The sequence below is a fragment of the Nonomuraea sp. NPDC048901 genome, from assembly GCF_040649695.1.
GTDB lineage: Bacteria > Actinomycetota > Actinomycetes > Streptosporangiales > Streptosporangiaceae > Nonomuraea.
In genome coordinates this window covers 107,712-123,374 of the sequence record NZ_JBEZFW010000001.1, presented here as the reverse complement: position 1 = coordinate 123,374, position 15,663 = coordinate 107,712, and the positions used below count along the sequence as shown (strand labels likewise).

Here is a 15,663-nt window from a genome sequence, read left to right as displayed (position 1 = left end):
CCATGATCACCCGCTCGGCCGACCGCGACGCGACGCTCCTCTGGTTCGCCTCGCGCGGCGGGCTGCTGGTGGCGACCCTGCTCGGGGTCGCGCTGCACGACTATGTGGGCACGTGGCGGAAGTGGGACGCCGGGCTGTTCATCACGATCGCCGAGCACGGCTACGACGGCGATCCCGGCAGGCCGCCGGACGCCGGGCTGCCCGCGTTCTTCCCCGGACTGCCGCTGGCGATGCGGGTGGTCCACCTCGTGGTGCCGGACTGGACGGCCTGCGGGCTGATCGTCTCGCTGGTCGCCGGTCTGGTGGCGGTGGTGGCGCTGGCCAGACTGACGGAGTTCGAGGGCGGCTCGGGGTGGGCCGCGGTGGCCGGGCTGCTGCTGTTCCCGATGGCCGTCTTCCTGGTCGCCGGCTACAGCGAGGCGCTGTTCCTGGCGTTCGCGATCCCCGCCTGGCTGGCCGCTCGCCAGGGTCGTTGGCCGCTGGCCGCCGCCCTGGCCGCGGGCGCCTCCTGTGTACGCATCACCGGGCTGTTCCTGGCGGTCGCGCTGATCGTGGAGTTCCTCACCAGCAGGCAGCCCATCCGGCGGGCGCCGTGGCTGCTCGTCCCCTTCCTGCCGCTGGTGGCGTACTCCTTCTTCCACTACAGCCGCTCGGGAGATTGGCTCGCCTGGAAGCACGCCCAGGAGGCCGGGTGGGGACGGCAGATGGTGTGGCCGTGGCAGGCGTGGAGCACCACGTGGCAGTCGGCCATGGGCGTGGGTGACTTCGCGATCGCCTTCCGCATGGAGCTGGCCGGTGCGGTGGTGGCCGTGGCCGCGCTCGTCTGGCTGCTGGTCATGCGCCGGTGGAGCGAGCTGGTCTACACGGGGTTACAGGCGGGGGCGCTCATGACCTCCGCGTACTACCTGTCGATCCCGCGTTCGCTGTTGCTGTGGTTCCCGCTGTGGGTGGCGTTCGGCCGGCTGGTGGCCCGGTATCCATGGGTGATGGTGGTGTACGCCCTGGTGGCGGGGCCGCTCATGCTGCTCGACGTGGTCCGCTTCCTGAGCGGCGCCTGGGCAGGATGATCTCCATACCCACTTTCGGGACTCGGTAATCCAGGGAAGTTATCCACAGGCTGTGTGTATTCGCTAGAGGTTCTTCCTCAGGAACGCGATGTCGTCGGCCTGACCATCGCCGGGCGTCTCCACCACGATGGGCGCGGCGGCCGCGCGGCAGACCGCCAGGATGAGCTCGGGGTCGATCTTCCCGTTGCCCAGGTTGGCGTGCCGGTCGGCACCGGAGTCGAACTCGTCGCGCGAGTCGTTGCAGTGCACCAGGTCGATGCGGCCGGTGATCGCCTTGACCCGGTCGACCAGGTCGAGGAGCTCCTCACCGCCCGCGTGCGCATGGCAGGTGTCGAGGCAGAAGCCCACGTCGAAGCCGTCGAGGGCGTCCCAGAGCCGGGCGATGCGGTCGAGCCTGCGGGCTATCGCGTTGTCGCCGCCCGCGGTGTTCTCGATCAGCACCGGGATCGGGCACTCCATGCGCTCGAACACCTTGCGCCAGTTGTCGAACCCGATCTGCGGGTCCTCGTTCTTGTTGAGGTGGCCGCCGTGCACGATCAGGCCCTTGGCGCCGAGCCCGGCCGCCGCCTCCAGGTGCTGGGCGAGCAGCTTGCGGCTGGGGATCCTGATGCGATTGTTGGTGGTGGCGACGTTGATCAGGTAGGGCGCGTGGATGTAGATGTCGACGCCCTCGACCGGCTCGGCCGGCAGCACGGGCTTCTTGTAGCCCTGTGGATCGCCCAGGAAGAACTGCACCACCTCGGCCCCGATCGCGGCCGCGTGGGCGGCTGGGTCGTCCTGACCTACGTGAGCTCCGATGCGCACCATGTCACGAGCTTATCCGTTTGGAGCAGAGGGCTCAGGGAAGTCGCCAGGCGCCCCCTACGCGAGGAGAACGATATGACGCGCTGGCGCTGGCGCTCACTGATCTTCTTAATTTGGGTTCTTATCGGCATCTATGTGGCCTGGGTCTACCACTACATCACCCCGGGGATCCTCCGGAACATCGCCGAGGCGCTCCTCGCGGTCTTCCTGTGGTTCCTGGTGCTGCTCGGCGTGGATCTGCATATTGGTAAATGACCTCAGGCGAACGGTCCCGGCCATGCCGGGACCGTTTCGCATGGCATCAGCCGCTCAGGGCAGGAATCCGCCGTGCGCGATGCCGAGCGCGACGCCGACGAACGACGCCACCAGGCCGATGATGTTCAGCGAGCGCTGGGGCGTGGTCACCGAGACGTACTGCGAGTAGAGCCCCATCCCGAATCCGAGCGTGCCGAACCACGCGGAGATCGGGTGGGCGGCGACGAAGAACGTCGAGATGAAGGCCACCAGCCCGCACACGAGCGTGGCGACGGCCAGGACGTTCTCGATCGGGTGCGGCGCCCCGTCGCTGTTGAGCGTGAGTCTGAACCGCTGGGTCTCCGGAGGTTGCAGGATGTGCGGCACTAATGTCACCCCCATGGGTTTCCTACAGGTCCTTCCCATCCGCGAGCGGCTGGTAACCTGGTCAAGCTGCGTTGTGATGGGTGATCCATCAGCCTGAGACGCCGAAAGGGGTGTCCGGGTCCTGACGTCAGCGTCCTCCTGTCACGGCAGAGTGTCGTGACCGCAAAAGTCCAGAGGAGGTTGGAGTCCCGCATGCGTCGTTACGAAGTAATGGTCATTCTGGACCCTTCGCTCGATGAGCGCACTGTGGCGCCGTCCCTCGACCAGTTCCTCACCGTCGTCCGCAACGACGGCGGCACTGTGGAGAAGGTCGACGTCTGGGGCCGTCGCCGTCTCGCCTACGACATCGACAAGAAGTCGGAAGGCATCTACGCCGTCATCGACCTGTCCGCGGAGCCCGCGACGGTCAAGGAGCTCGACCGGCAGATGAACCTCAACGAGGGCATCCTGCGCACCAAGGTTCTCCGCCCCGACGTGCACTAAGCAGCCGTTGCCCGGCTTTTTGTCGGGCGGCAGCCGTACTCTGAGCCGTAACCAAAGCGAAGGCGTGCAGGAAGGCGAGCGCAAGCCATGGCAGCAGGCGACACCGTAATCACCATCGTCGGCAATCTTGTCGACGATCCGGAGCTGCGCTTCACCCCCACGGGTCAAGCCGTGGCTCGATTCCGCATCGCGTCCACTCCGCGGTTCATGGACCGCCAGACCAACGAGTGGAAAGACGGCGAAAGCCTCTTCCTGACCTGCAACGTGTGGCGGCAGGCGGCGGAGAACGCCGCCGAGAGCCTCCAGCGCGGCATGCGGGTCATCGTGCAGGGGCGGCTCAAGCAGCGGTCTTACGAGACCAAGGAAGGCGAGAAGCGCACGGTCTACGAGGTCGAGGTCGACGAGGTCGGCCCGTCTCTGCGTAACGCCACGGCCAAGGTCAACCGCACCACCCGTCAGGGTGGCGGCGGTGGCGGCGGCTTCGGTGGCAGCCCGGCCGACGACCCGTGGGCCTCCGCGTCGCCCGCCCCGCCCCAGGGCGGCGGCGGTTTCGGCGGCGGCGGTGGCGGTGGCGGCTACCAGGGCGGCGGTCAGCAGGGCGGCTCCGGCGGCTTCGGCGGCGGCGGCAACGACTTCAGCGACGAACCGCCTTTCTAATTCCAGTTCACCAGCCCGAGTCCATTCCCGCTTGACGGCGGGGCTCTGAAAGGAGCACCACGATGGCAAAGCCGGCACTGCGCAAGCCCAAGAAGAAGGTTTGCCTGTTCTGCCACGACAAGATCTCCTACGTCGACTACAAGGACACGGCTCTGCTGCGGAAGTTCATCTCCGACCGCGGCAAGATCCGGGCCCGCCGGGTGACGGGCAACTGCACCCAGCACCAGCGTGACGTGGCGACCGCGATCAAGAACGCCCGTGAGGTGGCCCTGCTGCCTTACACGAGCACCGCGCGCTAAAGGAGGACTGTCGATATGAAGCTCATCCTCACCAACGAGGTCTCCGGCCTCGGCACCCCTGGCGACATCGTCGAGGTCAAGGACGGCTACGGCCGTAACTTCCTCATCCCGCGCGGCTACGCCATGCGCTGGACGCGTGGCGCCGAGAAGCAGATCGAGTCCATCAAGAAGGCTCGTGACGCTCGCGAGATCCGCGACCTGGGCACGGCCAAGGAGGTCGCCGGCCAGCTCGGCGCCCTTCGCGTCCGCCTGGTCACCCGCGCGGGCGACTCCGGCCGCCTGTTCGGGTCGATCACCACGGGTGACGTCGCCGAGGCCGTCAAGGCCGCCGGCGGTCCCATCCTCGACCGCCGCCGCATCGAGATCGTCAACCCGATCAAGAGCGTCGGCTCGCACAAGGTCAGCGTCAAGCTGCACCCCGAGGTCTCGGCGTCGGTCGACGTCGAGGTCGTCGCCGGCTGACGACTCTCAGCTCCGCCGCTGCCCCCTCTCGCCCGCGAGAGGGGGCAGCGCTGTCTCTAGGGCCGTATGGGTGCAGGTGGGGGACATAGTGCACTGTCCCGCAGCGTAGGATTTGCTCGTTCTTCCCGCGCCCCTTCCCTGGAGGCCCCCAGCCATGGCCCGACCCTCGATGCTGCTGGCCCTTGGCGTGCTCGCGGCGGCGGCCGTCGCCTGCGCCCCCGCCGACACCCCGCCGAGCGCCGGCCCGGTCAGTCCCACGGCGTCCACCGCGTGCACCAAGGACCAGCTCAAGCTCGTCAACGCCGGCAAACTGACGATCGCCACCGACAAGCCCGCCTTCGAGCCGTGGTTCAAGGACGACGACCCGAGCAACGGCCAGGGCTTCGAGAGCGCGGTCGCGTTCGCCGTGGCGGGCGAGCTCGGCTTCGACCGCACCGAGGTGCAGTGGAGCACGGTCAAGTTCGACTCGGCCTTCGCACCGGGTGCCAAGCAGTTCGACTTCGACATCAACGAGGTCTCGATCACCCCGGACCGGGCCAAGGCGGTCGACTTCAGCCACGGCTACTACACGGTCAAGCAGGCCGTCGTGGCCATGGGGGACGGCAAGTTCGCCGGCGCGAAGAGCCTGGCCGAGCTCAAGGACGCCAAGATAGGCGTGCAGGTCGGCACGACCTCCCTCAACGCGGTCAAGGAGGTCATCAAGCCCGGTGCCGAGCCCAACGTCTACACCGACCAGATCGACGCCATCAACGCGCTGAAGAACAAGCAGGTCGACGCCATCGTCGTAGACCTGCCCACGGCCTTCTACGTGACGGCCGCGCAGGTCGAGAAGTCGAAGATCGTCGGCCAGTTCAGCTCGACCGGCGGCACGCCCGAGGAGTTCGGCCTGGTCATGGAGAAGGGCAGCGCGCTCAAGCCGTGCGTCGACAAGGCCGTCGACGCGCTGAAGTCCAAGGGCGAGCTGACCAAGATCGAGCAGCAGTGGCTCAGCGCGGCCGCGGGCGCGCCCGAGCTGAAGTGAGCGAGCCTTCCGTGAGCGAGCCTTCAGCGAGTGAGAGCGCTGTGGGCTGGGTCAAGAGCGAGCGGCAGCTCGAACGCGAGCGGGTCCGCAGGTCGCGGGCCCGACGCTCGACGTCCATCGCCGGCGCCTCGACGATCGTCTTCCTCGTCCTGGCCGTGGTGGTGGTCACCCATTCGCCCGGCTGGCCGCGGGTGCGGGAGTCGTTCTTCAACCCGGAGTGGTTCGTCAAGGCGCTGCCGGACGTCCTGACCGGGTTCCTGCTCAACATCAAGATCTTCCTGATCGCGGAGCCGCTGATCCTGCTCGTCGGAGTGCTGGTGGCCCTGGCCCGCACTGTCACGGCGCCCGCCTTCTTCCCGATCCGGGCGCTGGCCACGCTCTACACCGACATCTTCCGCGGCGTGCCGACGATCCTGGTCATCTACCTGGTCGGCTTCGGGCTGCCCGCGCTCAGGCTGCAGGGCATTCCGACGGATCTGGCCACGCTCGGCATCATCGGCCTGACGCTCTCGTACGGGGCGTACGTGGCCGAGGTGTTCCGGGCGGGCATCGAATCGGTCCATCCCAGCCAGGTGGCGGCGGCCCGCTCGCTCGGCCTGAGCCACGCCAAGGCGATGCGCTTCGTCGTGCTCCCGCAGGCCACTCGCCGGGTCGTCCCGCCGCTGCTCAACGACTTCATCTCCCTGCAGAAGGACACGGCGCTGGTGGCCACCATCGGGCCGCTGGAGGCGCTGAGGCAGGCGCAGATCATCGCGGCCAGCAAGTTCAACTACACGCCTTACCTGGTGGCGTCGCTGCTGTTCATCCTGCTCACGATCCCGATGGCCCGCTTCACCGACCACCTGGCCGCCCGTACGCGAAGGAGGCGCGGATGAGCCTGCTGACCATCGACGGGGTGTGGAAGAACTTCCGCGGCCACAGCGTCCTGCGCGGCATCGACCTGGAGGTACGCCCGCACGAGGTGGTCAGCCTGATCGGCGCGTCAGGGTCGGGCAAGTCCACGCTGCTGCGCTGCGTCAACCTGCTGGAGACCATCGACGACGGCGCCATCCACCTCGACGGGCAGGAGATCACCGACCCTCGGGCGAACGTCGACGACGTACGCAGGCGGCTCGGCATCGTGTTCCAGGCGTTCAACCTGTTCCCGCACATGACGGTGCTCGACAACATCACACTCGCGCCCCGGCGGGTGCACGGGGTGGCCAAGGCCGAGGCGGAGGAGCAGGCGGGCGAGCTGCTGGCCAGGTTCGGGCTGGCGGACAAGGCCCGCTCCTACCCCGACCAGCTCTCCGGCGGCCAGCAGCAGCGGGTGGCCATCGTCCGCGCGCTGGCCACCAAGCCACGGCTGATGCTGCTCGACGAGGTCACCTCGGCGCTCGACCCGGTGCTGGTCGTGGAGGTGCTCCAGGTCGTCAGGGAGCTCAAGGACTCGGGCATGACGATGATCCTGGCGACGCACGAGATGGGCTTCTGCCGCGACATCTCCGACACGGTGTGCTTCCTGGACGGCGGGGTCATGCTGGAGAAGGGCCCACCGGAGATGATCCTCACCGATCCGGAGCACGCCCGTACGAGAGACTTCCTGCGAGCCGTGCTGGACTCCGGGCGGCTCTAACGCGGCGTCCACGAACGTCGGGCGAGTATCCGCTCCCCGAAGGGGGTCCCTTCCTGGGACCCCGACCACAACGGACCGCTTCTCCCGAAGGGGCTCCCTTCTAAGGACCTCAGCCACGGCGGACCGTTCTGTCCGCCCCCGGAGCCCTTCCTCGGAGCCTCAACCACGACGACCCGTTTTCGTCCGCCTCCCGAGGAGGTGCCCCTTTCTAGGGGCCCCGCCACGACGGACCGTCTTCCTCCCGCTCCCCCGGAGGGGGTCCCTTCCTGGGGACCTCAGCCACGACGGACCGATTTCATTCGTCCCCCGGAGGGAGTATCCCTCCCGAAGGACACCAGCCACCACAGACCGTCACAGAGATTGAGACGGTCGTGACAAACCACCCGGGCTTAACGCCGATGGCGCCCTCTGGCATGGTTCAGGGGAGGCAGCTCAGGCTGGGCCAGCAGGCTGTGGCGCCGACCGTACACAAGGTAGACAAGCAGCCCGAAAGCCATCCACAGGGCGAACCACGCCCAGGTGAGCACCTGCAGATTCACCATCAGCCAGAGCGTCGCCACCAGGGACAGCGCGGGCAGCAGCGGCGAGAGCGGGACGCGGAAGCCGCGGTCGAGGTGCGGCATCCGGCGCCGCATGACGATCACGCCCGCCGCGACGAACATGAACGCGAACAGCGTCCCGATCACCACCAGCTGCTGCAGCGTGAACACCGGCACGAGCTCGGCCAGCAGGATCGCGATCACTCCGATGAGCAGCGTGACCCGCGTGGGGGTGTGATATTTGCGGCTGATCGTGGCCAGACGGCGCGGTATCAGGCCGTCGCGGGCGATCGAGAACAGTACGCGCGTCTGCCCCACGATCAGCACCAGGATGACCGTGGTCAGCCCGAGCACCGCGCCGATGTCAATGACATGCGCCATCCAGTCGACGCCCACCACGCGGAACGCGCTGGACAGCGGCGAGTCGGGGGAGATGCCGGTGTAGGGGATCATGCCGACCATGACGACGGCCACCGCGAGGTAGATGACCGTGGCGATCACCAGGCTGCGGATCATGCCCTTGGGGATGGCCCTGGAGGCGTTCACGGTCTCCTCGGCGGCGGTGGCGACGACGTCGAAGCCGATGTACGCGAACGCGATGGCCGACGCCGCCGCGAACACCCCGAACCAGCCGAACGCGTGACTCTGCCCCACGATGATGTCGAGCACGGTCGCCGCCGGGGTGGTCAGGGGCTTCGGTTCGGTGTAGAGGTCGCCGAAGTTGGCCACTTTGACGTACCGCGCCCCGACGACGATGACCGCCCCGATGGCCAGCAGCTTGGCCGCCACCATCACCCACAGTGCCCGCAGCCCGACCCGCGCGTTGAGCGCCACGACGCTCGTCAGCACCACCAGGATGAACAGGACGAACACGTCCTCGACCACGTTCTGGTACGGCAGGCGCACCCCGAACCCGGTGATCGCCCGGACGGTGATCAGCGCCCAGGCCCTGGCCACCACGGCGACGGCCAGCTCCAGCTCCAGGATCAGCGCCCAGCCGATGATCCACGCCCATACCTCGCCGAAGATTACGTAGGTGAAGGTGTAGGCGCTGCCCGAGGTCGGCATCGTGGACGACAGCTCGGCGTAACACAGGCAGGCCAGCAGGCAGGCGATCCCAGCGATCATGAACGAAAGGATCACTCCGGGGCCGGCCATGGTCGCGGCCTGCTGCCCGGCGATGCTGAAGATGCCCGCGCCGATCATCACACCGAGCCCGAGCACGACCAGATCGGCGGGCCGGTATAGCTCAGCGAGGCTGTGGCGCGCGCCTGTGCGTAACCCGGTCGCCGCGTCGGGCGGCAGCCGCCGGAGGATTGTCGACAAAGGCACACCCCGCTCAGGGAACCCGCCCACAGTGCCGCACCACACGCGTAACAGCAAGCACGGGACGATTACGCCCCGGTCACCAGCCATGCCGTACCGAGCGCCCGCTGTCCCAGCGTGATCAAACGTGCGATCATCCACACCCCGAGCGCGCACCAGAGTGCGACGATGCCGAATCCCGAGGCGAGAAAGGCACACGGCAGGTACGCGAGCGTCGTCCACAGGGCCGCCCACGCGAGGTAGCGCTGGTCACCCGCGCCGATCAGTACCCCGTCGAGCACGAACACCACGCCACACACCGGCTGGAACAGCGCCACCGGCCAGAGCACGGCCAGCAGCTGCTCGGTCACCTGTGGATCGGCGTCGAACAGGCCGGGCAGCAGCGGCCTGGCCGCGACGACGAGCACGCCGAGCGCGAACCCCGACCAGAGACCCCATCGCACCATGCGCCGGGTCGCGGCCCTGGTGGCGGCCACGTCGCCGGCGCCGAGCGTACGGCCGGTGATGGCCTGGCCGGCTATGGCGATGGCGTCCAGGGCGAAGGCCAGCAGGGTCCAGACCTGGGTGGCGATGGCGTACGCGGCCAGCTGGGCCTGGCCCATCCTGGTGGCCACCACGGTCGCCGCGATCAGCACGACGCGCAGGCAGAGGGTCCTGATGAGCAGCGCGAAGCCGGCCGTACCCGCCTGCTTGACGCCCGCCAGGTGAGGCGTGAGCGATATGCCGAGCCGCAGCGCGCCCCTGGCCACCACGACGAGGTAGACGGCCGCACCCAGCGTCTGAGCCAGCACGGTGCCCCAGGCCGAGCCCGCGATGCCCCAGCGCAGTCCGAGCACGAACCACGCGTTCAGCCCCGCGTTGAGCGCGAACGAGCCCACCGCGACGGCCAGCGGCGTGACCGTGTCCTGCAGGCCGCGCAGCACGCCCGTCCCGGCCAGCACGACCAGCATGCCGGGCGCGCCGAGCAGCGAGATGCGCAGGTACGTCGTAGCCTGCCCGGCCTGCTCCAGGACCGCCCCGAACAGCCCGACGATCGTCGGGGCGAGCGGCCAGCAGACCGCGATGAGAGCGGCGCCGATGGCCAGCGCGAGCCAGATGCCGTCCACGCCGCTGCGCATCGCCCTGGCATGATGGCCCGCACCGGTCTGGCGGGCCACGGACGCCGTCGTGCCGTACGCGAGGAAGACACAGAGGTTCACCACCGTGGCCAGGATCGTGCCGGCGACGCCGAGGGCACCCAGGGCGGTGGTGCCCAGCCCGTGCCCCACGATGGCATAGTCGGCGAGCAGGAAGAGCGGTTCGGCGACCAGCGCGCCGAACGCGGGCACGGCCAGGCGCAGAATCTCCCTGTCCTGCGACGTAATGGGCATTTACCCATTATGGCCATTACCCGGCGTGTCGGGCCAACTTTCTTTCCTCCACAGCCGGTGGACAAAGTTTTCGCAGGTCAAGTGGGGTGCTGTGGATTGTGGACAGAGTTATCCACAGCTCCGTCCACAGTTGTTTCACACCCTGAGCCGAATAGTGCACAGCTTGACCACAGGGTTGTCCACAGGCCGCGTTGCCGTCTCACCGCGAACCCGCGAAACTGTCACACCGGTCGACTACAAGTGGGGGTGGTGCGACCGCCTGCAAGGTGTTGAGGGGGCGCGGTGAGCATTGACGAAGAGGGCGGCGCAGGCCCGGGGTTCGAACGTACGCCGCCTAGCAACATCGAGGCGGAGCAGTCGGTTCTGGGCGGCATGCTGCTGTCCAAGGACGCGATCGCCGATGTGGTGGAGCTCATCCGCTCCGACGACTTCTACCGGCCCGCCCACCAGATGATCTATGACGTCATCACCGACCTCTACGGCCGAGGCGAGCCCGCCGACGCCGTCACGGTCTTCGACGACCTGCAGAAGCGCGGCGAGATGGCCCGCGTCGGGGGTGCCGCCTACCTCCACACGCTGACGGCCGTCGTCCCCACCGCGGCCAACGCCGGCTACTACGCGAAGATCGTCCGCGAGCAGGCCATCCTCCGCCGCCTCATCGAGGCCGGCACGCGCATCGTCTCCTTCGGCTACGGCGGCCAGAACGAAGAGGTCGACGACCTGGTCGACCGCGCGCAGGCGGAGATCTACAAGGTCACCGAGCGACGCACGTCCGAGGACTACGCGCCGCTGGCCGACATCATGCCGGGCGCCCTCGACGAGCTGGAGGCCATCGGTAGCCGCAGCGGCCAGATGGTCGGCGTGCCGACCGGCTTCCAGGACCTCGACCAGCTCACCAACGGCCTGCACCCGGGCCAGATGATCGTCGTCGCCGCCCGCCCGGCCATCGGAAAAAGCACCCTAGGTCTAGATTTCGCCCGCTCCGCGGCGATCAAGCATGGGATGACCACCGTCATCTTCTCGCTGGAAATGTCGCGTAACGAGATCACGATGCGTCTGTTGTCGGCCGAGGCGCGGGTGGCGCTGCACGCCATGCGCTCGGGCAGCATGGGCGACGACGACTGGACCAGGCTGGCCCGGCGGATGAGCGAGGTGGCCGAGGCGCCGCTGTTCATCGACGACTCGCCCAACATGTCGATGATGGAGATCCGGGCCAAGTGCCGGCGCCTGAAGCAGCGCAACGACCTGCGCTTCGTGGTGATCGACTATCTCCAGCTGATGAGCTCGCCGAAGAAGACCGAGAGCCGCCAGAACGAGGTCTCGGAGATCTCCCGTGCGATCAAGCTGCTGGCCAAGGAGCTGGAGGTGCCGGTCATCGCGATCTCCCAGCTCAACCGAGGCCCCGAGCAGCGCACGGACAAGCGGCCCGCGGTCAGCGACCTGCGCGAGTCCGGCTGCCTGACGGCAGACACCCGCATCCTTCGGGCCGACACGGGCGCGGAGGTGTCGCTGGGGGAGCTTCTGGAGTCTGGCGCACGCGACATCCCCGTGTGGTCGCTGGATGAGAAGTTGCGGCTCGTGCCGCGCACCATGACGCATGTCTTTCCCAGCGGAACCAAGGAGGCCTTCAGGCTGCGCCTGACGTCGGGCCGCGAGATCGAGGCGACGGCCAATCACCCCTTCATGACCTACGACGGCTGGCGACCTCTGGGGGAGATCGGACCGGGCACTCGCCTTGCCGTTCCGCGCCACGTTCCCGCCCCTCAAGATCTTCAGGAGTGGCCCGAGGAGGAGGTCATCCTCCTCGGGCACATGATCGGAGATGGTTCGTTCGTCAGGAACCAGCCGATTCGGTACGCAAGTACGGACGAGACTTGCCTGGAAGCTGTGACGATGGCCGCCACGCATTTTGGAGTGAATGCGGTCCGGGACGACTATGCCGCCGCGCGGGTCACCACGCTGCGGCTACCTGCCCCTTATCGGCTCACGCACGGCAAGCGCAACCCCATCGCCGCCTGGCTCGACGGCCTGGGTCTGTTCGGCCTTCGCAGTCACGACAAGTTCGTTCCCCAGGAAGTCTTCTCTCTGCCGAAGAAGCAGATCGCCCTGTTCCTGCGTCACCTGTGGGCGACAGACGGATGCATCTGGTGGGACGAAAAGCTCGGCCAGTCGCGGATCTACTATGCCTCGACGAGTCGGCGACTGATCGACGACGTCGCGCGGTTGCTGCTCCGGTTCAACGTGATGACTCGCATCAAAACAACCCGGAAGGGCGACTACCGGCCGGGGTATCAATTGCACATCTACGGCGCGGAGAACCAGCTCCGGTTCCTGGAGGAGGTGGGCGTGGTCGGCGAACGAGCAAAGCATGCCGCTCGCTGCCTTCCAGCGCTGCGGGCAGCCAAGAGCAAGACCAACCTCGACACGGTTCCCCGTGAGATCTGGGACCGTGTTCGTGACGTGCTGACACAGAAGAGCATGACCCATCGGGCGTTCTCGAACGCGCTGGGGACCCAATTCTGCGGCAGCGCCTTGTGGAAGCACGCACCCAGCCGGGAGCGTCTGGGTCGGGTGGCGGCGATTCTGGATGACGCCCAGATGGAGATGCTGGCGACGAACGACGTCTTCTGGGACGAGGTCGTTTCGATCGAGAGCCTAGGAGAGCAGCCGGTCTATGACGCCACGGTGCTGGGAACCCACAACTTCGTCGCCAACGGGATCTCCGTCCACAACAGCATCGAGCAGGACGCCGACATGGTCATCCTGCTGCACCGCGAAGACGCGTACGAACGGGAGTCGCCGCGGGCAGGCGAGGCCGACCTGATAGTGGCCAAGCACCGAAACGGCCCCACGGCGACCGTCACGGTGGCCTTCCAGGGCCACTACAGCCGCTTCGTCGACATGGCCCAGCACTAGCCTCGGGCTTTGCAGGGCGGTCATGCCGCCTCGTCCGTGGGATCGGGGGTGGGAGCCAGTCGCATGCTGCCGGACTGGGCCTTCTCGTCGGGGAAGACCCACTTCCGGAACGCCCAGAAGCGGAAGACCATGGCGATCAGCGTGCCGATGATCTGCGCGCTCATGAAGTCGGCGATCTCCTGGGTCACCAGGCTCACATCCGGGGTCTCCAGGTGAAACACGTACCGGGAGATCCAAAGCGGCGCGGAGCTGAGCACGAGACCGACGCCGCTGACCAGGAAGAACAGCGCCGCCTCGTGACGGCGCTCGCGGCCGCCCCTGGTCCGGAACGACCATTCGCGGTTCAACACGTAGGACACGATCGTCGCCACGAGCACCGCGATGATCTTCGCGGTCACCGGCTTCGGTTCCAAAATGGTGAGCTTCAGCCCATAGAACATCGTGTTGTCCACTAAGAACGCTGTCCCACCCACCACCGCGAACTTCAGCAGCTCACGGTGCTTCAGCGCAAGGGCGTGCAGCGGGCCCGGTAATCTTTCGAGTACTGCGTTTGCTATTCGGAGCACCCTCGATCTTCTCACCGGTCCGGCACCGCAGAGCGTTGTCTTCCGAAGGGGTATCCAAAGGGATTCCCGGCCACGACAGGTCGGCTCCTGCCTCACCCCCGGAGGCGGTCCCTCCGTAGGGACTCCGGCCACCACGGGCCTGCTTCTTCCTCACCCCCGGAGGGGGTATCCCTCTAATTCGATGGGGACCGCCACGGACCGTCATAGGGATTGAGACGGTTGTGTGACGAACCATCTGAGGAACCGAGGTTCCGCGATTCCGTGAGCATGAAAGGTGGGGCTGGCCGGTTCAATAGCCGATGGTGAAGCGTCGCTGGACGAAGCGCGGCAGTTCCGCCTCGTCGACGAGGGCGACGGCGGCGTCCTCCGAGGAGATTCGGCTGCGTCCGTCGGCGTCGAGGATCGGTTGGTCGCCACCGATCCGGAAGCGGCCGGTGCGCTGGCCGGGGGCGATGTCCTCGGCCGGGCTGAAGTAGGTCCAGAGCCGGTTGGACGTGCGCAGGACGTTCAGGGCGTCCCGATGCCCGCGTACGGCGGCGGCGTACTCCCTCGGCAGCCCAATCTGATCGAGGCTCTCGTGCAGGAGTTCGTCGGAGTCGGCTCGTACGAGGCCAGGCTCGATCTCCAGGCTGCCGGCGCCGCCGATCACGATCAGCCGGGTCCGGGGGTGACTCTCCAGCGCCTTGAGCAGCGCTCGGGCGGCGGTGGCGTAGACCGTGGGATCGGCGATCGACCGCGACACGGTGTCGGCGAAGTCGTCGGCGGCGTTGCCAGGCTGGAATCCGCTGATCAGGACGTCCAGCCCGGGCAGGACCGCGGCGACGCTTCCGGCATCGAGGACGTCGACGCTCTTCCAGACGATGTTCTCGCGCTCTTCGCTGATCCGGGTGGCGTCGCGGCTGAACGCTGTGACGTGATGCCCCCGGTGGAGGGCTTCGGTGACGACGCGGCTTCCGATGCCGCCCGTGGCTCCGATGATGCCGATGTGCATGGGTCTCCCTATGTGTTCGCTGTCAGACGCGTGCTTCGCTGTCAGACGTGACGAGACTATACGGCGTGAAGTTTTTATACGGCAAGCAGTCTGGTGACGCTGTAGAGTGGCCGCTGTGGGAAGTACGGGAGGACGCCGCGAACGGCTGCGGGTCGAGACGACGGCGGAGATTCAGCAGGTCGCGCTCAGGCTGATGGCCTCGGGCGGACCCGACGCGATCACACTGCGGGCCATCGCCCGTGAGATGGGCATGACCGCCAATGCGATCTACGGCTACTTCGCAACCCGCGACGATCTGGTCACGAAGCTGATCAACGAGGTCTACACCGCGCTGGCCGACGCCGTGGACGCCGCATGGGCCAAGGCCCCGGCCGCGCGTCCGGCCACTCGGATCCAGACATGGGCGCGCGCCTTTCGGGACTGGGCTCTGGCCAATCCCGAGGGATTTCGCCTCATCTATGGCGACCCCGTGCCCGGCTATCAAGCTCCCGAGGGCGGCGCCGCACCGGACGCCGCGCACCGGGTCTGTACGGGCATCGCCGCCCTGGCGGACGCCGCCTGGCCGCACGCCCAACACCTTTACGCGCACAGTGACTTCCAATGGTCCGACTTCGACGGCGGGCTTCTCGGCAAGGTCCGCCCGGCATTCCCCACCTTGCCGCCGGCCGGCGTGGCACTCGCGCTGCGCATCTGGGGCCACCTGCACGGCCTGGTGTCACTGGAGATCTATGGACACCTGCGTACCCAGACGATCAGTCCCGACAAGCTCTTCCAAGAAGAACTGGCCCAGCTCGTCCGGTCACTGGGCATCGAATCCGAGGCGTGACGGCCCGCAGTGGGTCGGCGATGTGGTCCGCGCGCTGCGGGCCGCCGCCGTAGCTCGACGGCGGCCCGCAGCCGCCTTCTGCGGAGGCTGACGCCCCGGG

17 protein-coding genes are annotated in these 15,663 nt (G+C 67.6%); 11 read left to right on the top strand and 6 right to left on the bottom strand.

Annotated features, from left to right (window positions below; genetic code table 11):
* The first annotated feature begins 2 nt into the window (after positions 1 to 2).
* Complete coding sequence (locus AB0C30_RS00680) at positions 3 to 1,067, top strand: mannosyltransferase family protein (RefSeq protein ID WP_357938125.1); 1,065 nt, start codon at positions 3 to 5, stop codon at positions 1,065 to 1,067.
* Between the two features lie 63 nt (positions 1,068 to 1,130).
* Here the strand turns inward: AB0C30_RS00680 and AB0C30_RS00675 are convergent, their stop codons facing one another.
* A complete protein-coding gene (locus AB0C30_RS00675) occupies positions 1,131 to 1,874 on the bottom strand; it encodes a deoxyribonuclease IV (RefSeq protein ID WP_357938123.1) in 744 nt (247 codons plus the stop codon).
* Positions 1,875 to 1,946: 72 nt separating this feature from the next.
* Here AB0C30_RS00675 and AB0C30_RS00670 point away from each other — a divergent pair, with 72 nt between their 5' ends.
* Positions 1,947 to 2,126, top strand: coding sequence for a hypothetical protein (locus tag AB0C30_RS00670; protein WP_225300943.1), 180 nt, complete (start codon positions 1,947 to 1,949; stop codon positions 2,124 to 2,126).
* Between the two features lie 54 nt (positions 2,127 to 2,180).
* Here AB0C30_RS00670 and AB0C30_RS00665 read toward each other — a convergent pair whose 3' ends face one another.
* Positions 2,181 to 2,507 carry a hypothetical protein gene (locus AB0C30_RS00665; RefSeq protein WP_357938121.1) on the bottom strand — a complete coding sequence of 109 codons (327 nt, stop codon included), beginning with the start codon at positions 2,505 to 2,507 and terminating at the stop codon, positions 2,181 to 2,183.
* Positions 2,508 to 2,684: 177 nt separating this feature from the next.
* On the opposite strand from AB0C30_RS00665, the gene rpsF reads away from it, so the two are divergent.
* From rpsF to AB0C30_RS00630, 7 genes are all read left to right on the top strand, one after another.
* Entirely contained in the window at positions 2,685 to 2,975 is a 291-nt protein-coding gene (gene rpsF, locus AB0C30_RS00660; protein ID WP_026214314.1) for a 30S ribosomal protein S6, read from the top strand.
* An 87-nt stretch (positions 2,976 to 3,062) separates the two neighbouring features.
* Positions 3,063 to 3,632, top strand: coding sequence for a single-stranded DNA-binding protein (locus AB0C30_RS00655; protein WP_357938119.1), 570 nt, complete (start codon positions 3,063 to 3,065; stop codon positions 3,630 to 3,632).
* Positions 3,633 to 3,694: 62 nt separating this feature from the next.
* Entirely contained in the window at positions 3,695 to 3,931 is a 237-nt protein-coding gene (rpsR, locus tag AB0C30_RS00650) for a 30S ribosomal protein S18 (RefSeq protein ID WP_020543048.1), read from the top strand.
* 15 nt (positions 3,932 to 3,946) lie between these two features.
* Positions 3,947 to 4,393, top strand: a complete 447-nt coding sequence (gene rplI / locus AB0C30_RS00645) for a 50S ribosomal protein L9 (RefSeq protein WP_225300946.1) — start codon at positions 3,947 to 3,949, stop codon at positions 4,391 to 4,393.
* Between the two features lie 154 nt (positions 4,394 to 4,547).
* Entirely contained in the window at positions 4,548 to 5,414 is an 867-nt protein-coding gene (locus AB0C30_RS00640; RefSeq protein WP_357938117.1) for an ABC transporter substrate-binding protein, read from the top strand.
* A gap of 11 nt (positions 5,415 to 5,425) precedes the next feature.
* The gene (locus AB0C30_RS00635) at positions 5,426 to 6,289 is read left to right on the top strand and encodes an amino acid ABC transporter permease (protein ID WP_357938115.1); all 864 of its coding nucleotides are present in this window, start codon (positions 5,426 to 5,428) and stop codon (positions 6,287 to 6,289) included.
* A complete protein-coding gene (locus tag AB0C30_RS00630; RefSeq protein WP_357938113.1) occupies positions 6,286 to 7,029 on the top strand; it encodes an amino acid ABC transporter ATP-binding protein in 744 nt (247 codons plus the stop codon). Before AB0C30_RS00635 ends, AB0C30_RS00630 begins: the two co-directional genes overlap by 4 nt.
* A 389-nt stretch (positions 7,030 to 7,418) precedes the next feature.
* Here AB0C30_RS00630 and AB0C30_RS00625 read toward each other — a convergent pair whose 3' ends face one another.
* Both AB0C30_RS00625 and AB0C30_RS00620 read right to left on the bottom strand, forming a co-directional pair.
* On the bottom strand, positions 7,419 to 8,900 hold the full coding sequence (locus AB0C30_RS00625; protein ID WP_357939716.1) for an amino acid permease: 1,482 nt from the start codon (positions 8,898 to 8,900) through the stop codon (positions 7,419 to 7,421).
* A gap of 62 nt (positions 8,901 to 8,962) precedes the next feature.
* Complete coding sequence (locus tag AB0C30_RS00620; RefSeq protein WP_357938111.1) at positions 8,963 to 10,264, bottom strand: MATE family efflux transporter; 1,302 nt, start codon at positions 10,262 to 10,264, stop codon at positions 8,963 to 8,965.
* Positions 10,265 to 10,546: 282 nt separating this feature from the next.
* Here AB0C30_RS00620 and AB0C30_RS00615 point away from each other — a divergent pair, with 282 nt between their 5' ends.
* Complete coding sequence (locus AB0C30_RS00615; RefSeq protein WP_357938109.1) at positions 10,547 to 13,180, top strand: replicative DNA helicase; 2,634 nt, start codon at positions 10,547 to 10,549, stop codon at positions 13,178 to 13,180.
* A 20-nt stretch (positions 13,181 to 13,200) separates the two neighbouring features.
* On the opposite strand, the gene AB0C30_RS00610 is transcribed toward AB0C30_RS00615, so the two are convergent.
* Entirely contained in the window at positions 13,201 to 13,653 is a 453-nt protein-coding gene (locus AB0C30_RS00610; RefSeq protein ID WP_357939714.1) for a GtrA family protein, read from the bottom strand.
* A 382-nt stretch (positions 13,654 to 14,035) separates the two neighbouring features.
* Positions 14,036 to 14,737 carry an NAD(P)H-binding protein gene (locus tag AB0C30_RS00605; protein WP_357938107.1) on the bottom strand — a complete coding sequence of 234 codons (702 nt, stop codon included), beginning with the start codon at positions 14,735 to 14,737 and terminating at the stop codon, positions 14,036 to 14,038.
* A 115-nt stretch (positions 14,738 to 14,852) separates the two neighbouring features.
* Between AB0C30_RS00605 and AB0C30_RS00600 the strand changes: the two genes are divergently transcribed.
* Entirely contained in the window at positions 14,853 to 15,563 is a 711-nt protein-coding gene (locus AB0C30_RS00600; protein ID WP_357938105.1) for a TetR/AcrR family transcriptional regulator, read from the top strand.
* The last annotated feature ends 100 nt before the right edge of the window (positions 15,564 to 15,663 follow it).

Coding starts and splice junctions, on each gene's coding strand:
- AB0C30_RS00655 (WP_357938119.1), top strand. CDS start 3,063: ATGGCAGCAGGCGACACCGTAATCACCATCGTCGGCAATCTTGTCGAC.
- AB0C30_RS00665 (WP_357938121.1), bottom strand. CDS start 2,507: ATGGGGGTGACATTAGTGCCGCACATCCTGCAACCTCCGGAGACCCAG.
- rplI (WP_225300946.1), top strand. CDS start 3,947: ATGAAGCTCATCCTCACCAACGAGGTCTCCGGCCTCGGCACCCCTGGC.
- AB0C30_RS00670 (WP_225300943.1), top strand. CDS start 1,947: ATGACGCGCTGGCGCTGGCGCTCACTGATCTTCTTAATTTGGGTTCTT.
- AB0C30_RS00630 (WP_357938113.1), top strand. CDS start 6,286: ATGAGCCTGCTGACCATCGACGGGGTGTGGAAGAACTTCCGCGGCCAC.
- rpsR (WP_020543048.1), top strand. CDS start 3,695: ATGGCAAAGCCGGCACTGCGCAAGCCCAAGAAGAAGGTTTGCCTGTTC.
- AB0C30_RS00640 (WP_357938117.1), top strand. CDS start 4,548: ATGGCCCGACCCTCGATGCTGCTGGCCCTTGGCGTGCTCGCGGCGGCG.
- AB0C30_RS00605 (WP_357938107.1), bottom strand. CDS start 14,737: ATGCACATCGGCATCATCGGAGCCACGGGCGGCATCGGAAGCCGCGTC.
- AB0C30_RS00620 (WP_357938111.1), bottom strand. CDS start 10,264: ATGCCCATTACGTCGCAGGACAGGGAGATTCTGCGCCTGGCCGTGCCC.
- AB0C30_RS00680 (WP_357938125.1), top strand. CDS start 3: ATGATCACCCGCTCGGCCGACCGCGACGCGACGCTCCTCTGGTTCGCC.
- rpsF (WP_026214314.1), top strand. CDS start 2,685: ATGCGTCGTTACGAAGTAATGGTCATTCTGGACCCTTCGCTCGATGAG.
- AB0C30_RS00675 (WP_357938123.1), bottom strand. CDS start 1,874: ATGGTGCGCATCGGAGCTCACGTAGGTCAGGACGACCCAGCCGCCCAC.